General features: G+C 29.3%; 25 protein-coding genes. 7 read left to right on the forward strand and 18 right to left on the reverse strand.

Annotated features, from left to right (window positions below; genetic code table 11):
- Positions 1-369 precede the first annotated feature (369 nt).
- From HNP35_RS21285 to HNP35_RS21325, 9 genes are all read right to left on the reverse strand, one after another.
- Positions 370-1,335: an HNH endonuclease gene (locus HNP35_RS21285; RefSeq protein ID WP_184167513.1), complete on the reverse strand. Its 966-nt coding sequence runs from the start codon at positions 1,333-1,335 to the stop codon at positions 370-372.
- A gap of 10 nt (positions 1,336-1,345) precedes the next feature.
- Complete coding sequence (locus HNP35_RS21290) at positions 1,346-2,617, reverse strand: hypothetical protein (protein WP_184167510.1); 1,272 nt, start codon at positions 2,615-2,617, stop codon at positions 1,346-1,348.
- Between the two features lie 231 nt (positions 2,618-2,848).
- The gene (locus HNP35_RS21295) at positions 2,849-3,574 is read right to left on the reverse strand and encodes a hypothetical protein (protein ID WP_184167506.1); all 726 of its coding nucleotides are present in this window, start codon (positions 3,572-3,574) and stop codon (positions 2,849-2,851) included.
- 79 nt (positions 3,575-3,653) lie between these two features.
- On the reverse strand, positions 3,654-3,884 hold the full coding sequence (locus HNP35_RS21300; protein WP_184167503.1) for a hypothetical protein: 231 nt from the start codon (positions 3,882-3,884) through the stop codon (positions 3,654-3,656).
- A 136-nt stretch (positions 3,885-4,020) separates the two neighbouring features.
- Positions 4,021-5,283, reverse strand: a complete 1,263-nt coding sequence (locus HNP35_RS21305) for a PD-(D/E)XK nuclease family protein (protein WP_184167501.1) — start codon at positions 5,281-5,283, stop codon at positions 4,021-4,023.
- Between the two features lie 79 nt (positions 5,284-5,362).
- Positions 5,363-7,687 (reverse strand): DUF262 domain-containing protein, encoded by a 2,325-nt coding sequence (locus tag HNP35_RS21310; RefSeq protein ID WP_184167498.1) that lies wholly within the window; start codon positions 7,685-7,687, stop codon positions 5,363-5,365.
- Positions 7,688-7,697: 10 nt separating this feature from the next.
- A complete protein-coding gene (locus tag HNP35_RS21315) occupies positions 7,698-9,263 on the reverse strand; it encodes a DUF262 domain-containing protein (RefSeq protein WP_184167495.1) in 1,566 nt (521 codons plus the stop codon).
- Between the two features lie 22 nt (positions 9,264-9,285).
- The gene (locus HNP35_RS21320; RefSeq protein ID WP_184167492.1) at positions 9,286-9,762 is read right to left on the reverse strand and encodes an exonuclease domain-containing protein; all 477 of its coding nucleotides are present in this window, start codon (positions 9,760-9,762) and stop codon (positions 9,286-9,288) included.
- On the reverse strand, positions 9,762-10,661 hold the full coding sequence (locus HNP35_RS21325) for a helix-turn-helix transcriptional regulator (protein ID WP_184167489.1): 900 nt from the start codon (positions 10,659-10,661) through the stop codon (positions 9,762-9,764). The genes HNP35_RS21320 and HNP35_RS21325 overlap by 1 nt, the downstream gene beginning before the upstream one ends.
- 407 nt (positions 10,662-11,068) lie before the next feature.
- On the opposite strand from HNP35_RS21325, the gene HNP35_RS21330 reads away from it, so the two are divergent.
- From HNP35_RS21330 to HNP35_RS21345, 4 genes are all read left to right on the forward strand, one after another.
- The gene (locus HNP35_RS21330; RefSeq protein ID WP_184167486.1) at positions 11,069-11,488 is read left to right on the forward strand and encodes a hypothetical protein; all 420 of its coding nucleotides are present in this window, start codon (positions 11,069-11,071) and stop codon (positions 11,486-11,488) included.
- Between the two features lie 285 nt (positions 11,489-11,773).
- The gene (locus HNP35_RS21335; protein WP_184167483.1) at positions 11,774-12,409 is read left to right on the forward strand and encodes a recombinase family protein; all 636 of its coding nucleotides are present in this window, start codon (positions 11,774-11,776) and stop codon (positions 12,407-12,409) included.
- Between the two features lie 733 nt (positions 12,410-13,142).
- Positions 13,143-13,670, forward strand: coding sequence for a hypothetical protein (locus HNP35_RS21340; RefSeq protein ID WP_184167480.1), 528 nt, complete (start codon positions 13,143-13,145; stop codon positions 13,668-13,670).
- Entirely contained in the window at positions 13,660-14,349 is a 690-nt protein-coding gene (locus HNP35_RS21345) for a hypothetical protein (RefSeq protein ID WP_184167477.1), read from the forward strand. Before HNP35_RS21340 ends, HNP35_RS21345 begins: the two co-directional genes overlap by 11 nt.
- 60 nt (positions 14,350-14,409) lie before the next feature.
- Here the strand turns inward: HNP35_RS21345 and HNP35_RS21350 are convergent, their stop codons facing one another.
- The 8 genes from HNP35_RS21350 to HNP35_RS21385 all read right to left on the reverse strand — a co-directional run bounded on the left by HNP35_RS21350 (position 14,410) and on the right by HNP35_RS21385 (position 20,853).
- Positions 14,410-15,138 carry a hypothetical protein gene (locus HNP35_RS21350; RefSeq protein ID WP_184167474.1) on the reverse strand — a complete coding sequence of 243 codons (729 nt, stop codon included), beginning with the start codon at positions 15,136-15,138 and terminating at the stop codon, positions 14,410-14,412.
- 332 nt (positions 15,139-15,470) lie between these two features.
- Entirely contained in the window at positions 15,471-16,079 is a 609-nt protein-coding gene (locus tag HNP35_RS21355; RefSeq protein ID WP_184167471.1) for a hypothetical protein, read from the reverse strand.
- A 303-nt stretch (positions 16,080-16,382) separates the two neighbouring features.
- Positions 16,383-16,787 carry a hypothetical protein gene (locus HNP35_RS21360; RefSeq protein ID WP_184167468.1) on the reverse strand — a complete coding sequence of 135 codons (405 nt, stop codon included), beginning with the start codon at positions 16,785-16,787 and terminating at the stop codon, positions 16,383-16,385.
- A 208-nt stretch (positions 16,788-16,995) separates the two neighbouring features.
- Positions 16,996-18,957 (reverse strand): DUF5131 family protein, encoded by a 1,962-nt coding sequence (locus tag HNP35_RS21365; protein WP_184167466.1) that lies wholly within the window; start codon positions 18,955-18,957, stop codon positions 16,996-16,998.
- Positions 18,958-19,128: 171 nt separating this feature from the next.
- A complete protein-coding gene (locus tag HNP35_RS21370) occupies positions 19,129-19,572 on the reverse strand; it encodes a hypothetical protein (RefSeq protein WP_184167463.1) in 444 nt (147 codons plus the stop codon).
- Positions 19,573-20,259 carry a hypothetical protein gene (locus HNP35_RS21375; RefSeq protein ID WP_184167460.1) on the reverse strand — a complete coding sequence of 229 codons (687 nt, stop codon included), beginning with the start codon at positions 20,257-20,259 and terminating at the stop codon, positions 19,573-19,575.
- Complete coding sequence (locus HNP35_RS21380; RefSeq protein ID WP_184167457.1) at positions 20,246-20,563, reverse strand: hypothetical protein; 318 nt, start codon at positions 20,561-20,563, stop codon at positions 20,246-20,248. The genes HNP35_RS21375 and HNP35_RS21380 overlap by 14 nt, the downstream gene beginning before the upstream one ends.
- Before the next feature lie 47 nt (positions 20,564-20,610).
- Positions 20,611-20,853, reverse strand: a complete 243-nt coding sequence (locus HNP35_RS21385; RefSeq protein WP_184167454.1) for a helix-turn-helix domain-containing protein — start codon at positions 20,851-20,853, stop codon at positions 20,611-20,613.
- A gap of 232 nt (positions 20,854-21,085) precedes the next feature.
- Here HNP35_RS21385 and HNP35_RS21390 point away from each other — a divergent pair, with 232 nt between their 5' ends.
- The 3 genes from HNP35_RS21390 to HNP35_RS21400 all read left to right on the forward strand — a co-directional run bounded on the left by HNP35_RS21390 (position 21,086) and on the right by HNP35_RS21400 (position 22,674).
- On the forward strand, positions 21,086-21,976 hold the full coding sequence (locus tag HNP35_RS21390) for an FISUMP domain-containing protein (RefSeq protein WP_184167451.1): 891 nt from the start codon (positions 21,086-21,088) through the stop codon (positions 21,974-21,976).
- A gap of 98 nt (positions 21,977-22,074) precedes the next feature.
- Entirely contained in the window at positions 22,075-22,284 is a 210-nt protein-coding gene (locus tag HNP35_RS21395) for a hypothetical protein (RefSeq protein WP_184167448.1), read from the forward strand.
- Positions 22,285-22,287: 3 nt separating this feature from the next.
- Complete coding sequence (locus HNP35_RS21400; protein ID WP_184167445.1) at positions 22,288-22,674, forward strand: hypothetical protein; 387 nt, start codon at positions 22,288-22,290, stop codon at positions 22,672-22,674.
- Positions 22,675-22,745: 71 nt separating this feature from the next.
- Here HNP35_RS21400 and HNP35_RS21405 read toward each other — a convergent pair whose 3' ends face one another.
- Positions 22,746-24,005 (reverse strand): hypothetical protein, encoded by a 1,260-nt coding sequence (locus HNP35_RS21405; RefSeq protein ID WP_184167442.1) that lies wholly within the window; start codon positions 24,003-24,005, stop codon positions 22,746-22,748.
- Positions 24,006-24,196 lie beyond the last annotated feature (191 nt).

Consider the following 24,196-nt stretch of genomic DNA (forward strand, 5'->3'; position numbering starts at 1 on the left):
TGGTCAGTTTAAATTGAAAAGGAGTGGTCAGTTTGACCCGAAATCGGTGGTCACTTTATGCTGAAAAAGCGTGGTCAATTTGACCGCTTTTTCCAATGGAATTTTTTGTATATTATTAGTATATAAGTTATTATGTTATGTAAAGATATAAACATTATTCAAAGAAATGCTTAATTTTTTTTTTTTAATCTAACGTCATGAGAAACTCGTTAATATATCGAGGAAATTTGCCAGTATTAAGTGGTCAATTTGACCCAAACCAAAATTGCATTTTATCCAGCTACGTTATCAATTTTATAGTTTGCCTCAATTTGAGCTATATTTAAAAGTGTCGAAATTAATTAGAGCTCAATAGAATTATATTTTCTATTATCTTCTAGCAAGTGAGCCTCCTCCCCAAATATTCCTCCCGCCAATATGTTTTACGGAATTATGCTTGTCATAAGCCACAAGATCTATGATACCAATATTTTCGTTATGGTGCCATACAAATCCCAAAATTCTTTCTTGTTGTATACCAGAATGTATTTGAAGAATATCTTTTTTTTGTTTTTCTAACATTTCCAGAGGATCTGTTATGTATTTGCCATCAGAGAAAATACCTCCGTTTGCAGCAAACCTTTCATTTTGGACCATTAATGTTTTTTCTATTTTTTTTGGATTTTGAAGATACTCTTTTCTCAAATTTGCTCTACAGATACTAAATTGAATTTTGTCAGAACTTTTGTAAAAGACAGGATTTAAAGGTGGAGAGGTATAGACCTTAAATCTACTAAAATTAGGTACAATAACCGATAAATTTAGCCCTTCACACGGAATCACTTTTTTGATGAATTTGACTTCATTTAATTCTTGTCCTAATAATGTTTTATTGATGTTATGAGGGACTTCTAATACCAAATTACCTTTAGATCCTTTTTTTATCCAATTTTCTGTTTGAAACAAGTAGCTAATATTAGTTCGATGAGATTCCGACGTAAATAATTTTTTGTAAGCAATTATTAAATCAGGATTATTATTGATTTGAGTAGTATTAGATTTTAATTTTTTTAAATCATTTATGAAAATTGAAGTTTCATTATAAGAAAGATTTTTTAAAATTTTGTTTGAAACAGCTTTATTTAATCCATTATCTAAAACAATATTTTCAATTTCTTTTTTAGATAATGTTTTTATGAGAGCTTTTGTACCCGCCTCTGCAGACGTTTCAAGAGTTTCTTTTGTGATTTTTTTTCCAATATTTTCTAGAACTTCTTCGCTGGCTTTTTTACATCCGGAAAGTACTATGAAAAATAGGGAGGCAAGTAGAAGTTTAAAATGGAAGTGTGATTTCATTTTGCTTTATCTAAATAAAAAATAATTCTGAATTTAAGTTTAAATTATCAAGGACTTGAAATGATGTTTTATCAAAACGTGATGAAAAATTACTTTTAAAATCACCATTTATTTCCTTTTCAATTTCACTTTGTTTCCGAGATATATACCAGAATGAAAAAAGTAAAAGTAAGAAACCAATTATTTTGTTTATAATTGAACTTGTAGATTTATATCTTTCTCTTGCTTGATTGCTAGTTACTATATTACCTAATAATGCTGTGCCACTTATCAAAACTTGAAAAGGAGAAAGGCTAGTTTTAAAAAAGGTTAAAACAATATGATTTCTTTTTTCATCCTCATCTTTTGTAATTCGACGGAGAAAAAAATTTAAAATTGTAGCGATTAATAAACCTATTAACAATTCAATAAACAATTGCCCAAAATTATCTAACATGATTAAATTGAATTGAGTAACTATAGGCTTTACATTAATAATCTCGCTTTTATTCAATTTGTTTAAATTTAATGATATATTCGGGTTTTGGTTAAATTCCTTTTTAGTAAGATTTGACAAATATTTATATTTTGTAGCTACTAAATTTTGATAATTTGATAGTATTTTATCCATCTCTAATTTAACTTTCTTTGGTGAAAAATAAAGATTGAATTTGTTTTGCCATTTCAATTGAAGTTCATCTTTGAAATCAGGTTTTAAGTAATTGATATCTCTATACGAAATTTTTTCCGGAAAGCTTTTTATATGCATCCAAGCAATTTGCCCTATATTATTCCAAAATCCTTTTGAAAAAAAGCTAAATTCATTCTTGGACAGCTCGTCGGTTTGTTTTTCTATGTAGCTAGGAATAAAGAGGTTTAATTTATTTTGAATTATTTCGTTGTTTTTGAACTCAAGTTTTTTTATCTCATTAAGTTTTACCATCGAAATTTTTGTGGCGTCGCCTTCAATCCAATCACTTTTGGAAAAATTATCCCATTTTTTTTCATCATTATCTTTAATAAAATCATTTTTACCATCTTTTAAGTACTCTTCTAAAATATCATTAAATTTTTCTTCTCCATTCTCATTAAGCCTGATCAGACCTAAATTTACTTCAATTATTATATCTTCGGGAACTTCTAAAGCATTCGAAAGAATTTTAACGGGTACTTGTTCATTGACTAAAAGATAAGTTGTAATTTCTGCAGAGGATACTTTTTTCTGATCTTCATTTTTTGAGCATGAAATAAAAATAACTATTGTGAATAAAAGTGATAATATAAAAAGTGATTTTCTTGTCATTGTAAATTAATTTTGATAGGGTAAATCTAATGTTATTTTGGAAGATAAAGACTAATAATACTGATGGTTTTTTTAATATTCTTTTTATTAACAATTCAATTGTTATAATGTGATTTTATTTTTTTCCCAATGTACATTGAATTACTGCCATTTTGTGTCGTTTAAATTAAGGGATTGGACTAGTTAATCCTTAAATTTGAATAAATGTCAAAATATTCAAAATCAAATACATTAGGTAATAATATACTCCCATTTAATTTGGTCTATAAATTTTAAATTGTTTTTGGTGTAATGAATTGCTTCAAGTTCAGTTTGTATTGTTTTTATTTCTTTTCTAATTGATTTTGCTAGCTTAAAGTTGAGAAATACCTTAAACGATTTTAATTCTATTTGTTTTGAGTGCAATTCTTTTTCGAGATTGAGTAGTTTTGAAGTATAATATTCTTGAAAAAATAAGGTGTAAGAATTAAAATCCTTAATTTGATTGTCGTCAATGTTTGAGTGTGGAAGAAGGATTATTCGAGATAATTCTAGAAAAATTTCTTCCATACGTGAAGTCAGATTTTTTATTTTTTCCTTTATAGCATCTATATCCTTTAGTCTATTTAATTTATAAAAAAGCTTTAGGTCTTTTAGTAGATCATTGTATTCCGTGGTCAATTCTTTCAAGCAGACAAAAAAATCATTAGCGTTTGTTTTTGGCTGATAGTTTTCTTTTAAGTCACGTAGTTCATTACTGTAAATTTTGCTTTCTAAGTGGTTGCTTTTTATTTTCTCCTGATAATAAGTGATATAATTTAGAATTTGAAGTTCCAGAAGTTGTTGTTGGACAAATGTTTGCCTTGTCTTAGAAAAGTTAAGATTATGAATATGGTTACGTTGTTCAAATTTAAGATCAGAGATTTGTTTTTCTATCCTTTTTACACAAATCAATAGTTCATTATAATTCAGAATCATAGATAGCTATTTTTTACTGAGTAAAAATAAAACGACACACTGTCAAAGTGTGTCGTTTATCATAATTAGATGATATATTTTAATTTCGTTTATGCCAGCTTCTTCCATTTGTAGTTGAATAGTAAAGACCTTTTGAAGTAGTTGCTAGTATTTCTTTGCCGTTGTCTGTTAAATCCTGAAAACTCCCGTAAGAAGATCCCGAATATCTAACATGCCATGACCTGCCGGAAGTTGTTGAGTATTCAATCTTATTAGTGTTGCTAGGATTAATTCTAATCAATTCGTTGTCTTTGGTAATCATTTGAGACATAGTTTTTCTGTTTTAGTTGATGCCTACTCTAGATTTGGTTTTCGGCTTTCCCATAAGACAAAGAAATTATAGTAGTATGCCAAAATATGACGTAAAAAAAAGTAATAAATAAAAAAAAGAGGCAGTAAGCCTCTTCTTATGATTTTTCAATTTCAATAATTTCATTTATTACTGAAATTATCTCCTTGAAAGTTTTCCCATTTTTTCCTTCTGATACATCAGCCCAAATTTCTGGGGAATAGCCCCAATTAGCATTGTTAATCCATTTATATACCCATCCGAAATTAATTTCAAAACCCAATGAACGATATCTATCAAGTTTTAATTGTGATAGTTCATTACTTATCTGATATCCGCAGGAAACACTATTGCAAAGATCTTTATCTTTATCTTTGTTCTTTCCAAAAAGTACCCTGATTCTATTTTCGAAAATAATGTCAACTCCATAATATTCCGTATGATCTGTATCGACGATGTTATATCCCTCTTCATTATTTTTTAAATTCTGAATTAAATCATAATATAGTCGTTTTTTTAAATTCCATATGCTGTCGGAAATTGCAAAAGCACTTTCTATATTTTCTTTTTTTTCGTTTGAATCATTTAAGATTGCACTAACTATATCTTTTTTCATTTTTTCGCTTATAGTTTGAAAAGTTATTTTTTTTATTAATGCTAGATATTGTCTAAGTATTATTTGAAGAAAAGGATTTTTGTCTGTTTTTTCAATACATTTCGCAATCCAATCTCTTATGTGAATTTTGTATGAAATAGGGAAATATAAGCATTTGAAGAAATTTTCTCTCTCTGAGGTATTTTCATATACTTCTCTATCCTTATAAATGAAATTTTGCCCCTCAATGTACAAGCCACCTTCGCTGGTGTATGGATTTTCATGTTCTAGATTTTTACCATCGAGAGTTAAGTATAGCAAAGTAGTTTTCTTAGTATTTTTGGTTTTTGCATAATTATTGTATCTTATCAGCTGATACTCTTGATCAATTGCATCTAATTTATTTTCAATTATTAATAAAGTGCGATAATCTTCGATAATAAGATCAATTCTTCCGCCAGATACATTTTCCCAATTTATTTCTTTTGTTATTGTACGTTCGCAGATTTTATCGCGTACCAAGGGGCCAAAATCATCCAATTCAATATCAGAGCCGAATGAATTGCGTAATTCTTCAATAAAAAGATCCAAGAAGATTCGTCCTTGGCCATGCGTACCATTAGGGTTTAGTAAATCGCCAATAATTGAGGAATGGGTATTGACTTCACTGCGTTCCATATTCATTACAGTAAATATGTTGTAATTATCTCCAGTTGCCCCCGCTTTATTATCATGCTTATTTTTGATCTTAGTAATTTGATTTAAAAGCTCATTTACTTTATTCATATGCTAACTGAATTTGGTTAAGTGTTCTAAGTGAACTATAGCTCTTTATGTTTGCTACGTAAAGCTTGTTTTTTATAAGTTATAAATCAAATGATTTTTCGTATAAAAATTTTATTTTTTCTTCTCGCTGATTTACGAATGCATCTTGTAGTTCAGTTTCATTGTCTTTAATTTTTTGCCAGTTGAGCCAATTTGAATTTTCCATTAAATCAAAAGTCTTGATTTTCTTGTCATAATATTCCTTTGTCCAGATAAACTGATTTCCAATCTTGTATCGATTCTTTTGTCTATCAAAAAGATCGAAAATAATTTCAAAATCTATTTTCTTTGTAGGTTCATAGATTGCCAATAGATAGTGCCATAAAAACCCATTCCAATGATAAAATCCGTTGTTGTTTTCTGATTTGGATTTGTTTTCTAAATTTAATTCCAACTGTTTAAAATCGTATATTCCATCTAGTGCCAAATCTGTTTCGAAGAACATTTTGGAAGATTGCGAAAAAATATTTTGGATATACGTTTTTAGTATTTTATCTATATCGGCCTCATTATTTAATATTTCACAAATAATATAATAAACCCAGTTTTGATAGATCAGCTTAGTGTGTTTTTTATGCCATCTTTTATAGTCAAAATAATCTCTTCCAAATGACCAATTTCCTGCCCATAGGTGATTTACTCTATTGAAACGGATTTCTAAAACTTTAAATAAAGGATTTTGGGTCATATTATTATATGTATCCATGCAATGCTGCAATTCTTCCATTTTGATTTTTTGAAGGTAATCGAAATGTGTATCTGTAATTGTAATATCAGTAAATTCTTTGTTTAGATTTGAAAAATTATTAGTTATTCCTTCATGTCTTTTTAGAAATACTTGAAATAAAAAACTTATATCACCCATAAAGATTTGCGAATCTTCCCAAGATTCTATTGTCTCTCTATTCTGTTCTTTTAATTTAGCTTTAAGCTTTTCTTCAGTATTGAACCATTTTTTTACATTATTGGGAATATTAGGAATTTCCTTAAAATTAAAACCTTCTGAGTAAGTTAATAAATTATCGATATTATCTGATTTGTCAATCAATTGCAATACATGTCTCCAATCAACGTAATTGTTCTTTCTGGTTTCCCATTTTTGGTCAAAGAAATTCTTTCTTAAACGACGCAGAAAAAAGTAAATAGGTCCTTCTGGATATTTTACTTTGAATTGAATAAGCGGTAATATGATATTTATTGGAAGGTCCCTTAAAAAATGAGGCTTTTTTAAATCTAAATCTGTAATATTGTTAATGATTTTTCGATTCATTGCATTTTGAGAAATCTCAATGTAAAGATCTTTATACGCATTAAAATATCTGTCTATCTCACTGATTGATTTAATTTTATTTAAATCATCACTAAGTATTGATGTAGTGTTTTCTTCATTTGGTTTTATTTCAGAGGTTTGTGAGAATAGTTGAAAAGGATTAATTTCAGAAGATTTCTTCTCTTTCCATTGTTTTTCTTGAAGCAATTTAATTTGCCAATAGAAAATGAAAAATTTATTTAAGCCATTATCTGCTTCATGTTCTTTTTCAGATCTATTTTCCCAAAAGTATTTCTCCCACTTTTCCCATATATTACTAGCTTCCTCTCTTTGTTTTTCGTCAATAATATTTCCAATTAAGAGAGGTTTAATGTTTTCAGTAGAAGTTAGAGGCTCACCAGTTGTATTTATTACGACAAACATGTCTTCTCCTGTTTCTCTATTTTTCATATCGAAATAAAAAAAACTTATTTTATTCAAAATAAATTCAGCAAAACCTTGTAAATCATCATGATTTTCAATTTCATATTCAATGATTTCCATTGCAGAAATCATACTTTGAATTGTTGGGTCTAAATTATATTCTCGGAAATACCAGTTTTGTTTTTTTATATCAGATACTTTGTAATCAATATCCTTTAAGAAAAAGTTGCAAACTAAGTCACTAAGAAAGTAAAGAGTTGATTCTCTAATAGCGTATAATAATCTGGGTTCTCTATCGTCATTTAATTCTACTTCTGAAATCAAACATTTGCGAACGTCTTTGTTTGCAATATTGTTCTTTATAAATTGTCGATTTATAATTCCTAGTATTAAAAACAATGTGGTTATTCTTTGCTGGCCATCGCAGAGATAAATACGGTCTGAATTTAGGGGATATTCATATGCGTAGATCATACCAAGTTTGATATGTCTATCTTCTTTAAAAATGTTTTTTAAATTTTGTAAAAAGGCTGTTACTAAATCATTGTTGCTGTCTCCATGACTTTTGTCTCCCCAGCAATAATCACGTTGCAAATCAGGAATTATAATATGTCGGTTGTCTTTAAAAAGATCAGTTATTTTATATGTGTTCCCACTTTCTAATTTTGCCATTTTTAAATAATTATAGATTGTAATATTTTTTAAATTCGCTTAAAAACTGATTTTGATTTTCAATAATTGCGTTGACATGCCATTCTTTTTTTGTGAAAACTGAAATGGTGTGCAAGAGTTTTAGGCTCCATCTTACATTTTCTAAATTAAAATATTTTAATGTTTTCTCCTCCGGAAGAGCATCATTGAAACTAGAGTTTGTATTGCGATCTAATAATACTAGGTTTCCGATGCTATGAATACTATAGTTTAATTTTTCATCAAATAGTAAATCCTTTGCTTTAGATTTGGGATAAATATGTTCCAAGGATTTTTCGCCAAATAAGCTAAAATCGAATTTCCTTTTTAGCGTACAATCTAGTTCTACATTTCTTCGAAGGAGTTGCAATAAAGCCTGATTGTTATTGTATCCATAAACTTCTTTTGCATTCAGGTTTCTAAATACTTCTAAGCTTTTTTCTTCTTTTGTAATCTCTTCTGCTCTTAATTCATCTGCTTTTTTTGTAATTTGTCTGTGGGTTGCATTAACAAGAGCCCATTTTGAATATGTCTTGATTACATCTATTGAATTGTTTTCCAATAAATATAAAATAGCATCTTTCTTATTAACATCACTTTTAAAAATCAGTCCAAGATGATTATAAAAATTATAATCATTGAACCAATCTTCAAATGTTTTTTGTAGGTCTCTAATAGCTTTATAAGTTAATTTGGCATCTTTATTATTTTTAAAGAATAGTTCATCAAAGTGTTTATAATTATACTCCTTTGTAATGTCAATCCTTTTTGAATAATAGAAATATTCCAACAATAAGCCCATAGGATTGTTCCCACAGCCGTAAAATTCCTTTACGCTTTTTTTGTTCCACCAGTAGAGCCATTTATCCCACTCACGGGCATACTTGTTTCTTAAAGAATTTATTTCCCATTCTTCTGCTGTCGTTATTTCCTTGTCAGTAATTATCCTAGAAGATTTACTTAACAAAGTTGCTTTTATAAGTTCATCGTCTTTCATAAAAGCTTTTTGGCCATTCATCATCGAAAAAACTTTTGTTGAATCTTCAATTTTAATTATTATATAAAAGAGCCTAACCTTTTCTAGAATATTCTGTTTGAATTTGTGTTTATCGATGCCACTTAATTTTGTATGGATAGTTCTGATTGCTTTTTTGAAATAGTAGATGTCTTGTGATTCTTCATCTATTTTTTCACTTCCTATATATTCAATTAACCCTCCGGTTATTCTTGAATTTTTTAAGAATTTATCAGAATCTTCACGTATCTCATAGTTTATTTCCGGAAGATAGTGGTATTCCAAATATTTTAATAATAAATAAAAAGTTGTAGTTCTTTGTTGCCCATCGATTAAAATTACATAGCCTTCTGATTCGCTAACTGTTACTCCTTGAATATAATAATCAGAAGAATTATCTTTTATTTCAATCAAGTTGTCCATTAATATGCTAACCGCACATTCGTTATCTTTAGGAACACCCCATTTATATCCTCTTTGATAATTTGGGATCTTGAATTTCCCTAAATCAAAATATTCTTTAATATTTTTATCACTTTTCATATTTTACGATTTGATCTAAAATTTATTTATTATATAAATATCTTAAGTACAACTCTGCACAAGCCTTCGCATCACTCAGTGCATCGTGATGGTTCAGAAGAATGTTATGTTGCTTGCACAAGTTAGATAAGTTTGATCTGTAAATCTTATAAGTACAGATTTTATTGTAGTTAGGAATAGGTAAATTAAAATGCAGAAGTGTTTTTTCTAGAACAGGAAAATCAAATCCAAAACCATTATGAGCCACTACATTTTGATTCTCTATAAATGGCTGTATGATTTGCCAGATTTGATTAAAATTAGGAGCGTTAATTGTTTTCTTTGATGATATTCTATGAATGTCACTAAATTGGCTCCAATAGAAATTTCCGGGTGGTTGCACTAGTAAATCTATTTCTTTAGCAGTTATTCCATTTTCAATTCTAACCAATCCGATTTGACAAATGCTATTTCTATAACCTGTGGCAGTTTCAAAATCTATCGCAGTAAATGTGTTCATTAAATATAAAGATTAGCCATTTTTGAAATTCTATTTTTTATCTCGTTCTGAAGCCTGGCAGGAGAAATGACTTTTACATCTGCACCGTATTTCATTAGTTCCATTACAATATCATTGGTCGTATGAATATAAATTTCTAAAAGAAGCGTATCTTCATTCTCTTTTATAATCTTTTGAGATTCGTGAAGAGGAAAGGTTTTAATGTAATTTCCTTGCTTATTTACAAATTCGAGTACTACTTTTTCAGCAGGAGAATAAGTTTCTACACCGAAGGCATGCTGAAATTCTTTTTCCACATTATATCTAATCGGCTTAAAATTAGTGTCTGTAACATTTAAATTTGAAATTCTATCAAGTCCGAAAGTTTTTATTTTTTCGTCTTTTTTATCTAAGGCAATTAAATACCACCTCTGATGGGACTCTTTTATTGCAATAGGGTAAACTTCACGGTTAGTGTTAAAATCTTCCCAGTGCTTCTGGTGCGTAAATTTTATGATGTAAAGATTCTGTATGGCATGAATAATACCATGAATGTTTTCTGTGCCAGATGATTTTCTCTTTTCTAAAAAAACGCTTGGAGACAACTTGTTTCCTTCTTGCAATGCCTGATGAATAGAAAAGGCATCCATTATTCGTGTAACCGATTGATCTTCTATTTCTTCTTCATCAATACTATATGTTTTATCTTTTCGGTTATAGTTAATTACAATTCCAAAAATATCTAGTATATCTTTTTTGTCACGCTCAAACGTTCGAACGGAATATTCAAAATTAGTGTCAATGTCTTCATTTTCTAATTTACGAATAATAAGCCTTTGTAAATCTTTAAAGTCACAGTTGTGGCTTCTTAAGCGATCTATAATATACAGGTATCTTTTGAAATATATTAATTTGGACATAGTTAGTTGGTTTTATTTTTCAAAAATAAATCACATGTCTGTCATTTTGTGGCAGAGTAATATAGATGTGAAAATAAGAAATAAGGTACTGAGTGAAATACGGTTTTCCGTAAAATAGTATTGTTTTCTATAATAAGGCCTTGTATTGTTAATATCAACAAATTTCGCAATTCCGTCATCTGCATTTTATAGTAAAACTACCTGATTTTAGATCATTATATGAAAAATAATTCAGACATCATAAAGGTATTTATATAATAAAATACAAATTGACTCTCGAAAGTGAAATTAAATGAAACAATGTTGTTTTTTACACATTCAAATATTTTTACACCGACGTGCTATGGCATTAAGTATTGCTTTATTTGCATTATTAGTTTTTTCTAAAATCATTAAAGTTATAAGTTATGGCTGATTTAGTTTATGAGATAAAAGAGCACAAGACATTACATTGGTTGCTTCAAAGTAACGAATTTGCCTCGTCTTTGGTCTATTTAGTTTGCGGTAGACAATATGACAATTTGTATATAATAAGCGGCCTTAATTCAATAGAGATTTTCAATGACGAATTAAAGGTCGTTATTCTTTTTTCTGTTGGTTATGTAAATAAAAATTACCTTAAAATTAAGGATGTACGACGAGTATATTATATAGTCTTTTCTCCTCTCTTTAAATATGAATCTTTGCTTAATGATTTAAATATTATTATGATAAGTATGAAGGAATGGTTTTATTTAATTAGTCGTTCTAAAAATGAAGATGCTAATAGATTGCGTCAACTTAGTAATTTAAAAATTAAAGTGATAGTGGAGGACTTACCTGGTTGAGGAAATTAATGGGATATTTGTTTAGGTGTAATTTCTACCCTAAATATTGTAAAATTTCATCCTTTCGGGCTTTTAATAATAATGCATCTGAATATAAAAGATTTTATAGTAGATGACAAGTGTGAGCAAATTTAGATTATAATTATACAATGCACAATTGAGGCACAATATTTTTCAATAATAATGCGTTAAAAAGATGTGCAAAAGCCACTAATCTAAATTTGCTCAAAATGTTGGAATAATGTATCTTTGAAAAGTTAATTTATACTTGGTAATTAAAATGTTATGAAAGGACGTTATATTAGAATAAGTACAGCAACACAATCAATATTGCGGCAATTAGTAAAAGCACATTCCGATGAAAAGTTGTTTATTGATATATGTTCTGGTTCTATTCCGTTTAACGAGAGGCCAGAGGCTCGGAAATTATATGACGAATTAGCAGTGGGAAATATTAAATCACTATCTGTTTCAAGTGTAGATCGACTTGGACGTAATAGTTTTGACGTACAATCGACATTGCATCAACTAAATAATTACCAAGTAAATGTATTTATTGATAATCTTGGAATTTGTTCAATTGTTGATCAGAAACCGAATCCAATCTTTAAAATAATAACTGACGTTCTAGCCAACGTTGCCTCGATGGAACGCTTGAGCCTACTTGAAAGGCAACGTGAAGGCATTGAAGCGGCTATTAGAAAAAATCCAAATACATATAAAGGTAGATTGAAAGGTACTATAGATACAGATGATGAAGTTCTTTCGAAACACAGAATATTAGTTAAAATTATAAAAGCAAATCCGAAATTATCTTTAAGGAGTCTTTCAAAATTATCGGTTGATAAGGAAAGAGGATATCAGGCGAGTCCAAACACAGTTAAAAAAGTAAAAAATATACTGGAAAAAAGTAAATTGTAATAGTTTAATCTATAATAATAAGAAAATAAGTATTCTGAATTTGGTTTCATAATCTTGAACACAAACAATTGAGCAGAGACTTTTATTGCCGTAAAATAAGGCGGTTTTTAAAGATATTTCAACAGTCGAACTTTGGTTGCAAAATCATCCTATAATTAAATATTGTTATAATGTGCGGGATACTCCATTTATTACTGAGTACAAATAATAATGGCTACTTTGAGAGTTTTACAAAAAAAAACTAAATCCTTATTAATAGGTTCGGGATTGATACTTGGTTTGAATAAAAAATCAATGAATAAAATGATCCGAAGATTAATGTTTCATTACCGTTCTGGAAAAATTGCTAAATGTATTTAATATTCAGGTAAGTAAATCATTAATATTGCATATCGCGATATGCGATATTTTATTAAATTCTATTGATATTCAGTAAATAAATTACTAATATTGCATATCGCGATATGCGATATTTTATTAAATTCTATTGATATTCAGTAAATAAATCACTAATATCTCATATCGCAATATGCAATATTTTATTAACCACTATTGATATTAAGTAAATAAATCGCTAATATCGCATATCGCGATATGCAATATTTTATTAAACACATTGATATTCAGTAAATAAATTGCTAGTATCGCATATCGCGATATGCAATATTTTATTAAATGCTATTGATGTTTAATAAATAAATCACTAATATCGCAATATGCAATATTTATAATAATGGCACAGATAAAAAATAATCTAAAACCCCAGGATGTGGCAATTTTGGTTAAAATCATTGTTTTTGACCTAAAGCCATGGAGTCAGGAAACACTTGCATTTGAACTTCAAATGAGCCAGTCTGAAATAAGCCAGTCATTGAACAGATGCAGATACGCAACACTAATTGACGCTGATAAAAAGAAAGTAAACAGATTTGCCTTTACCGAGTTTTTACTGCATGGTATTCAGTATGTCTTTCCCCAACAGCCTGGAGCAATAGTGCGTGGTATTCCAACGGCTCATTCAGCCCCCCCTTTAAACAACTTTTTTATCAATAGTCAGGAAACTTTTGTATGGCCACACCACCGTGGAACAGAACGGGGTCAGGCAGTGGAGCCTTTGTATCCGGCTGTAGTAAACGCATCATTAATGGATAACATGTTTTATGAATATATGACTCTTATTGATGCCCTTCGGGTAGGAAGGGCCAGAGAAAAAGAAATAGCTAAAAAAGAACTACGAAAAAGAATTTTGCATGAAGAATAAAACTATAAACCTAGCTTTAGTGGCCGATGTTGCTAAAGGCCTTGAGGAATTACGGGAAAGAGTCGTTTTTATAGGAGGCGCCGTAATAAGTCTGTATACGGATGATCCTGCTGCTGAAGAAATAAGGCCTACGGCAGATATTGACATGACAGTTGACCTCGCGAACTACACGGAGATGGCCAACTTTCAGGAAAGGCTAATCGATTTAGGTTTTAATCCTGATCCCCAAGGGCACTCTATTGTCAGTTATGTATACAAAAATATTGCGATTGACATCATGCCTTCAGGGGACAGCGGTATGGGAATCTCGAACAAATGGTATAAACCAGGTTTTGATTACCTTGAGCAAATAACCCTTAGCGACGATCTGGATATTAGAATACTGCCAGCACCTTATTTCTTGGCTACAAAGTTTGAGGCTTTCAAAGACCGTGGCAATAATGATTTCATTTTTAGTCATGATTTTGAAGACATAATTTATGTGATGGATAACAGGACTTCGATAGTAGAAGAAATATTGAATTCAGACGATGCCGTGAAAAATTATCTGAAAGAAGAACTGCAGAAATTAATTGATCACAAACAGAGCAGTGAAATACTTTCTATGCATATTCACCCACTTGTGGTTAAAGACAGATATCCCATGTTATTGGAAAAAATTTTAAAAATACTGGAATAATCACACAAATTGGTGGGTTAAATAAGAAAGATAAAAGCTGTCCTCAATCTATTATGATTCTTAACTAGTGATAACCTTAATTTTTGCTACTCTTATTTCATCTTCGCTAAAGCCAAATGATTTCGTCAGGTCAAATTTTTCAGTATACTCTGAGAAAACAATGTCTTCAAGTAAAATACTATTATTAGAACAATAAAAATCGCCCTTGACATTATTTGGTAGATATTGTATTGTGTTTATTTCGTTGCCTTTACAATTAAAATCACCTCCAACATCGTTTGGACAACATTCTAATGATGTTAATTTGTTATAAGAACAATCAAAATTGTAATCCACCTTTTCTGGACAAAATTCTAAAGAGGTTATCTTATTAAAAGAGCAATTATAATAAATCTCAACATACGGAGAATAATCTAAAGATATTAATTCATTTCGTGAACAGTCAAAACTACCATAAATTTCAGAGCAACAATATTCTAACGATGTTATTTTGTTATCTGCACACGAAAAATCATCGCCAACAGATGTAGGAGAATGTTCTAATGAAGTTAAATGATTATCACTACAACAAAAGGAACCGCCAACTTCTTTAGGGCAACCTTCCAAGGTCGTCAACTTATTGCTACTGCAAAAAAAATCCTCACTTACTTTATTGAATTTTATGGGCAAGGATGTTAATTCTGTATTTGAGATAACGACAAATCCATCTACATCAATTGATCCATCATCATTTATTATATAGTTGGTTATGTCAAATTTTTCACATTGTCTTCTTATTTCTGTTTTCATATATTATTTAGATTAAATTTTTCTATAGAATTTCTATATTAGTTATATCTTAAATAATACTAAAAGTTTACTTTTTTCGAATATTTATTTTAAATATATAAACGGTAAACGATTGTTTCGTTTAGCGAAGTAGAATAAGTTATAAATTCATATAGATGTCATCCAACTCTTCCTGACGAATTCCGAGATACCTTTTTGTTATTGCAGGTGAAGAGTGGTTGAAAAGTTCACTAAGATAAAGTAATGCTTTATCGCTTTCACTTTAATATTTTTCCATATCTTAGATTGTAATGTTAAGATAGCTACTCTAAGATGATTCTTAAAAGATATAGTTAACTAGTGATAATCTTAATTTTTGTCATTCGTATCTCATTTTCGCTGAAACCAAATGATTGCGTCAGATCAAAATTTTTGGCAAACTCTGAGAAAACAATATCTTCAAGAACAATTCTATTTTTACGACAATGAAAATTGCCATCGATATTATTAGGAAAATATTTTATTGTGTTAATTTCGTTACTATTACAATTAAAGTAACCCCATACCTCCTTTGGACAATATTCTAATGTTGTTAATTTATTTGCTGCACAGTCAAAATCATTTGTTTCGGCAGGACAATATTCTAGGGATGTTATTTTATTTAATGCACATGAAAAATTGTCCCCAACAAGTATAGGAGAATACTCTAATGAAGTTAGGTCATTATCATCACAGTAGAAGGAACCGCCAACTTCTTTAGGACAGCCTTCCAAGGTCGTCAACTTGTTGCGACCACAATCAAAATCTTCACTTACTATATTAAATCTTATTGGCAAGGATGTTAATTCTGTATTTGAGATAATTACAGACCCATCTACATCAATTGATCCATCATCATTTATTATGTAGTTGGTTATATCAAATTTTTCGCATTCTCTTCTTATTTCTATTTCTGTTTTCATTTATTTTTTAGATTAAATTTTTTTATAGAATTTCTATATTGTTATATTGTAAATAATGCTAAAAGTTTACTTTTTTTAATATTTATTTTAAATACAAATTGTGAACAACTGTTTCAAACTGAAGATAGATAATAGAATAAGTTTATAAATTCATGTAGATGGAATCCAACTCCTCCTGACCAATTCCGAGATACTTTTTGTTATTGCTGATGAAGAGTGGTTAATGATCAGATACAAAAAGTTTCTATTATCAATAGTGAAACTTTAAAGCTTTTACTTTAATATATGTTTTTCGTATTTTTTCTATTTACTTCTATTTGTTATAGGCGTAAAATTGTATGATTTTGCATTTTTTCTTTGGGCTTTCACTGCTTTTGCTAAAGACTCATACTTTTGCATTATAATCAGATCACTTTTATCGATGATTAAGTAATATTCATGAAATAAGTTGCTTGTACTAGAACATATTTCTCTTTCATGTATTATTTCTAAAACATTGCCTTTATAAATATCCTGAATATTGAACTTATAATTTTTAAAGTCGAAGTATAATTTTTCTATGTATTTGAGTGTATCATAAACCAGGATTTTTGCTCCCCAGTTTTTGTCTTTTGGATCATTATAAGGAGTTGTAATTTTCGATTCATCTCTCACATTCTCAGATAAATCTATATAGTTGTTTAAAATTGCTTTTTTTATTTCGATCATTTTTGAATTATAGTATTATCAATTATGCAATGTAATCCTGAAAAAGTTGTTCCTATTTTAGAAAATAATCTATTTGATCTATAATTTTTGTTTTTTAAGATATGCTTGAAATAAAATTTAGAAATAATTTCATTTTCTATTACAGGAAATGCAGATCTTTTTTTTGTAAAACAACCTTTACCATTTTTGGTAAAGGTTGTTGCATATTTTAATTAATGTAATAGATACCAATTTTAACATTTGAAATTTTCTTTAAAATGTCGATTTTGTCCGGTTTACTCAATATTATAATATCAAGTTCGTTTTTCAAAATCTTACTTTTTCCCTCTTCCAGATTTGAAAGGGTAATAATATTGGATTCACCTATTTCTTCGTTTTCGAAAATTTTGTGTTTTTCTTCTTCGAGGTTTATAAGCACAGGAATATTTGAATAGTCATTTATCTTTCCATTATTGAAAATTTTGTCTTGTCTTTCTTCTAAATTTAAAATGGTAATAATATTAGCTTCTCTGGCATCTTCGTTTTCGAAAATTTTACATTTTTCTTCTGTGAGATTTCCAAATGTTTTGATATCGTGAGCTTCATTTATCTTATTCACCTTTTGAGCTAAAGATTGTGGGCGAATTTCATTGGTTATTTCGGGTTTGTTTTTTAGGGAATTATAGGCTGCGCCAATTGAAATTGTTCCTTCTGATAAATCCTTTTTTAATGCTTCGCTACCTTTTCTCATTACTGTAGAATAATTAACGACGGTATTTTTACTAACATTTGCGATTCTAGCAATTTCTGCGTTTGTATCAATAGGCTTAATTTCTAAAGAATTTTCAGATGATTTTTTTGTGGATATCTTTCCAGCTTTAGATAAATTTTCTTTTGCCAGCTTCTCAATGGTTGGTTTTGATAATAGTGCTAGTTTAACTCTTTCAGTTATACTTAAATTCCTTCTTCCTAGTTGATTTTTTACTATCCATAATTTTATTTCTTCAAGGGAATTAAATGTCTCATCTACTTGCTTAGTGGGTATATCTTTAATTTTAAGTTCAAGTAAAGCGTCCAAACGTGTATGGCCATCTATTACAAGTTTTTTGCCATCTTGCATTTTCACATATAAAATAGGATTGTGTAAACCATTTTTATGAATGCTTTCTTTTATACTATTAAGTAAATTTGGTTCTGCTGATGGTAAATGTGTTTTTATTTCCCAAATTGTTACAAGATCATTTATCTCATCCATTATTAAATAATCTGTGCCAAAAAGATTAATTTTTGGAATAGAATGATCGGAAATAGTAGGATTAGACCAGTAAATTTTGCCATCCAGTTCGCAGCCTCCCTTTGCATGGTATCGATGTTTATTATGAATGGAAGGATCATTTGGGTTAGGATTATTTTTTGTTTTACCCCACTGTTTAAAAAAGAAAGGAACGTCTTTCTTAATACATTTGTCACGAATAGTTTCAACCCATTCTTTTTTCAAAGGACGGATTTTATTTTTAATAATCTTATTTCCAGCCTTATCTAACTGATGAATGAACTTTTTTTTACCATCACTGATTTGATACTTTTCCTGACCATTGCTATCTTTTTCAATCTTATAGGAAGTATTTCCGCTTTCACCTCCCACAATTACCCAATCAATTCCGTCCAATTCAATTTCAGTAATTTCTTGAACGAGTGGTTCTATTGATAAGAACTTGTATTTTGCTGGAGATGATACGAGTGCAGGAATTCTTTTAGTTGCGTATTGGGTACCGCATGATACTCCGAGCCATATGTTGTCTGACCAATTTAAATTTTTTGGCAATTTTTGAATTCGATCATGTCTTTTGGTTAAAATTTGAAAAATGTGTTGTTTATTATCATTCATCACTTCAAAAACTTTTTCAATAAAAGTATCTGAAACGTCCTTGTGGAATAAATCAGACATCGAATTAACAAATACTGTTGTTGGCTTTTTCCATTCGTATGGTTTTTTTAGTTCATCGTGATGTTCTACCACTACATCAAAACCTTGGTTGTATTTTTTATTATCCATCAATTGTAATCTTTTTGTCTCAGTTTCTGCATAACAATTCAGGCATTCATTACCGCCGTTTTTTGAACTGCTATAATGCGTACATCCAGTTGTTGGATTCCAGGTTTTTGATGTCCATTCGATTTTTGATCCCATAGTTCTCAATTTTTAAAAATTAGTTTGTAAAAAGTTACCTTATACCTACTAATACCTAAAAAGTGAAAAAAGTAACCCAATCTGATTTTTTTTTAACATTTAGGATTAAAGAAAAGGGTACAGCGTAGTACTGTACCCCATTAGGAAGTTTTTTTAAATAGGTTAGAAAAATTAAATGTCGTCTCCTAATATTTTTCTTTGAAGTTTTTCAAACATCGTTGGTAGTTCCGATCTTATTCTTTCGTGTTCTACGATTTCAACAGCTCGATCAAGAGTTCTGAAAAAGCTTATTTCATCGGAAAATAAATTCCCTTTCGAATTAATTAATATATCAATCGCTTCCGACTTAATACCTTTAATGTGATCTTCTGCTAATTGCGTAATCAAAAAAATGAAGATATCTGGAATTTCTGAGATGATTTTGTCTTTGATTTCAGAATTTAATTTTGATTGCAAAATTTGTTTGTAAAGCAGTTTTGGAGCATTTTCGAATAAAAGCAAACCCAATGTGATATTTTCCCAGAAGTCATTATTTAATTCCGCGTTTACAAAATTATCGATATTCTCTATTTTAGAATATGCATATTCTTGAACAATTTTTATAGCTAATTCCATTTAAGTCAATTGAAAATTATTATAAATCCTTTTAAGGCGTTGTATGCATTTGTATTTTTGAGTTCTGGTAACATTATCACTTTTATATTGGAAGAACTCAGTTATATGTTGGATTTTATGTCTGTTTTTTGATGAAGATAAAACTATTAGTGTGTAACATCTCCTTCCCTTAGCTTTCAATAAATTTAATGACTTTACCATAATATCAGTTTTCTGGTCTATATCGAATGTAAATTCTTGTTCTTGGTTTACTGTAACTGGTTCAGGATAAATTGTACTTTCGTCTAAATCATCATTATAATAATCACCATGATTATCATAATGAGGTTCTAAGTTATTAGTTTTATTTCTTTCCTTTAAAATTTGATTCCTACAAATGCCCGAAAGATAGCTGGCGATGGTATATCGAGTTTTACCTGGTTCTTTTCGTTCTAACAATGTAGCCCCATGCTCCTTAATCTTATAAAGTAGAATTACAATTGCTTCACTTACAAAATAATCAATTATGTCATAGTCTAAATCTCTGTACTTACGAGCAAAATCATTTGTGTATTTCGCGTAGAATTTTTCATATATTACTGAGATGTATTCTTGATCCTCAATAATTTTGTGTATTAATTCTTCATCTGCAAGTTTTAATAATTCTGACCTATTTTGTAAATATTCATTTTGTTTACTTAAGTCCATCTATTATTTCATGTAATAAGTTAAAAAAACTATCCAAATTAATTTCTCCTATGTTGTTATATACATCATAATATTTTTCGTACTTAAGAAAAATATTCAACCATTCATTTTCAATTTCGCTTAGTTTTTCAATAAAGATTTGATGTCCATTGTCTTGTCTTAAACCTAATATCTTTATAATTTCTTCGCTTGGAATTATACTTAGGTTTTGATCCGATTCAATCTGCAATATGTTGTCGTTGATGAATTTTATTTGATACTGTTGTAAAATTCCTGTTATTTCAGTATGTTGATGAATAGTCATAGTTATATAAGGCTATTGAGCCGTAGTTAAAGTAATAACATGATTTGCTATTTTTCTTGAATTTTTAAATCCTCCATCAGGTCACTAACTGTAGTTTCAAGTGCCTTAGCCATCCGTAAAAGAAGATTTATTGTAATGCCTTGTTTATTTCGTAAAATTCTACGAATAGTAGTTTCCGAGCATTCAGCAGATTTTGCAAAAGCAGACTTATTTCCGTCATACTTTTCTTGAAAGAGTTTGTATATTCTTTCAATAATTTGAGCTTCAATTTTATCAATTTCCTTTTGCATCTCACAAAGAAAAAAAACTGAGACTATGAATTTTACAATTCAATTCGACTTATAAGTCGAATTTTATTTTAAATTTGTTTGATGAATATATGAACAATTTAAAACCAAAAAAATGTATAAGAACAAGCTCAGATTACTTAAAAAGATTTCAATCATTATTGTTTTTTTAAACGTTATAAGTTGCAGTAGTGAAAAGTCCAATGAAGAAATGCCCGAAATAACTCCGACGATATTGGTTCAGCCTACGTCACCTGATAGAATTTGTGCAGAATCAGGCAGACAAATTATGTCTGTTTCAGTAGCTTCAGTCGAAGGGGTAAATTTTAAATATGTATGGCGAAAAAATGGTATAGAACTTTTAAATAGTCAAATTGTACAGGGCCAAGGAACGTCAACTTTAACTCTGATCAATACTACAGTAGCAGATGCTGGAAATTACGATGTAGTCATTTCACAAGGCAGAAAAGAAGTTGTTTCTAACTCAGTAGTTGTTAGCGTGAGAGATAATGGTGTTATCCCTACGGTGATTGGGGCAGCTGGAAAAACCTGGATGGCATACAATCTCGGTGCTTCTAAAATTGCGACAACTGCAAATGATAAGGATGCATATGGAAATAATTTTCAATGGGGAAGATCAAATGATGGTCATGAAGAAATAAGGTGGATGTCTAACATAGATGGTTCTTCAAAATACATTGCTACAAATGTATTAGCAAATAATGATATTCCAAGTAGCCCATCCTTTATAATTACTAAAGATTCGAATGTTTCGACTGATTGGCGACAACCTGGAAATGATAATCTTTGGCAAAGCGTGAACGGCATTAATAATCCCTGCCCTTGCGGATTTCGACTTCCAACAGAGGCGGAATTTGATGCCGAAGTAAAAGCTGCAGGAATAACCAATGCTATTACAGCTTTTAACTCGCCTTTAAAACTTGTTACGGCTGGTATGAGAGATGGTCGAAATGGAATTCTTGATTTTGAAGGGAGAAATGGATACTATTGGACAAGCTCTGTAGATGGTAGCTTAGCAAAGATGCGATATTTCTTAAACACTTCAACGGCTAGTAACGTAAGTAAAAGAAGTTTTGGCTACTCGATTAGATGTATAAAAAACTAGCACGTTTATATAATTTTAGAAAATAGAGTCTAGAAACTATTTAAACGGGGCGGAACTTGAAAAGCCAAATGAGTAGGGATAATTAAATAAAGCAAAATATGGGATTCGAAAGCAAATTTATTAATTATGGAATAATTAAAATCGAGGGACAAAAAGTAAAATTGTATTCAACAGCAAGCAATCACATTTATATTAATATTGGAAAAGATGTTGCTAACGCGGTTTGGTCAGGCAATGTACTAAATGTTTACTTATCCGATGGCAAAGTTCGAAGCTATACTTCTACCTCTAATTATACAAATATATAGGCCATGGTTGAGCTTATTGATTTTTTGCAGGGCCGTAGAATATCAATTCTTACCCCTAAACTGAAATCATTTTCGGGGGATTTGAAAAAAGTATCTCAGGAAATCGAAGACTATGGTTTTTTTAAACTGAGGATCAATGGGAAGATGATTGATGTTGATCAAATAAATACAATAAAAACTAATAGTAATTTCGTATTTGATATTGATGTTGTAATAGACAGGCTTACTTTAAACAAAGATAATAACATAATATCGCAATTTTTAAAGTCGTTATCAATAGCGTTAAGACACGGCGACGGAAGTAAGATTGTTGTTTTTTTAGATTTTGACACTAAAGAGGAATTTAGATTTCAAATGAGCGAAGATATACTCAAAAACATTCAATTGTAATATGGATTAGTTTTCTATTATATTATAAGAAAGCCATTGTAAGATGGCTTTCTTACGTTTAGAATATTTATTTATTCTTTTCGGTTACCAATTTCTTTTGAGTCTAATTTTGGTTTTGTTCCATGTGTTTTCATAAAACAATCTTCGATAATATGTATAGTAGCATTTACATATTCTTGTGAAACCAGCCATGCATCGTGTATTGTGTAATATTTAATTTTTTGAATGTCTAATTTATTGCATATTTTATTGATGCAAATTTCACTTTCAAACTTTTGCATTTTTATGGCCAATGCATTATGATTTTGTAATTTTTGTTGTTGAATCCAATGCGAAATTGTTGGAAAAATATTTTTAAATATTGCTTTTTGTTTTACGTAGCTTTCATTTTTTGAATAAAAAATACAGAACATCAATTCCTTTATCTCTTTTCTGGCGATTTTGCTGTTATGCTTTTTTATGTATTCCTCTGTGAATTTTTCATAGAATAATCCCCCTCTTGTCCAATTTGTATATTTTATCAGTTCCTTTCGATCAATACTTGAATTTTTTTCTTCATTTAGAATTATTGATAATAAAAAAGGTTGAGAATTTATTATGTCAATTTGTATGAGATTAGACGAACTAATGATAAACTGCTTTAATTCACTTTTGAGGCTGGTGAGATTGGTGTCTATTCTATTATTTGTGTCGTTTTGATTGAAAAATAACTGACCATCCTTAATAGTATGTATACTCATGTAAAGATAATTAAACTGAATAGTTATTTTATTGAATTCCTTCAGAAAATCAGTTATGTCATTATTTGCATGGTTTAATCTCAATTCTGATATCCTTTTATCAAATAGAGCGTTAATATAATCTAAAGCAGCATCTGTGTCAATTTTGAATGTATCCAAAAAATGATTTTTGTATTCTTTGTATTTAGAATTCACAAGATTATTTCTTTTTTGGCGATTATTAATTATTTGTTTTTTTAACGTTCCTTTTTTTATTTCTACTGGAATTAGTTTAGAAATGACATCGCTTCTAAATCTGTATCCTAGTGCTTTGCCATTTTTTTTGCTAGAATGATTGTCACATTCAATTATTCCTTCTGAAATTAAGTAATCTTTCGCTTTTGTAATGTTTGGACTAAAAGTAATAATGTCCCTAAAATAAGAATATGGTATATCCACATATGTATTTGAGTAATATTGACCTTCTTTTCTAAAAATTCCAACACGATAGATCATATCACAAATTATGTATAGGTGTTCTTTTAATCTGTAGCTGCCTTTTTGGATTTTGTTATTCACTTCTTCAGGGATGTATCTGTATAATTTATTCATTTTGATAGATATTTTAAATTATACAGGATTGAAGGGTAAAAGTTTTTGGATTTTAAAAATATTTTGTTGCTTATTATTATTTGCTTGATTTTCAGTTGTTTTTTTGTTTTAGATTTTAATGAAGTAATTGATTAACAAGTGACTTTGATATCGATTATAAATCCTTTGTTTTTTTCTCTAATATTTGGATT

The organism is Flavobacterium notoginsengisoli (assembly GCF_014207905.1).
Lineage (GTDB): Bacteria > Bacteroidota > Bacteroidia > Flavobacteriales > Flavobacteriaceae > Flavobacterium > Flavobacterium notoginsengisoli_A.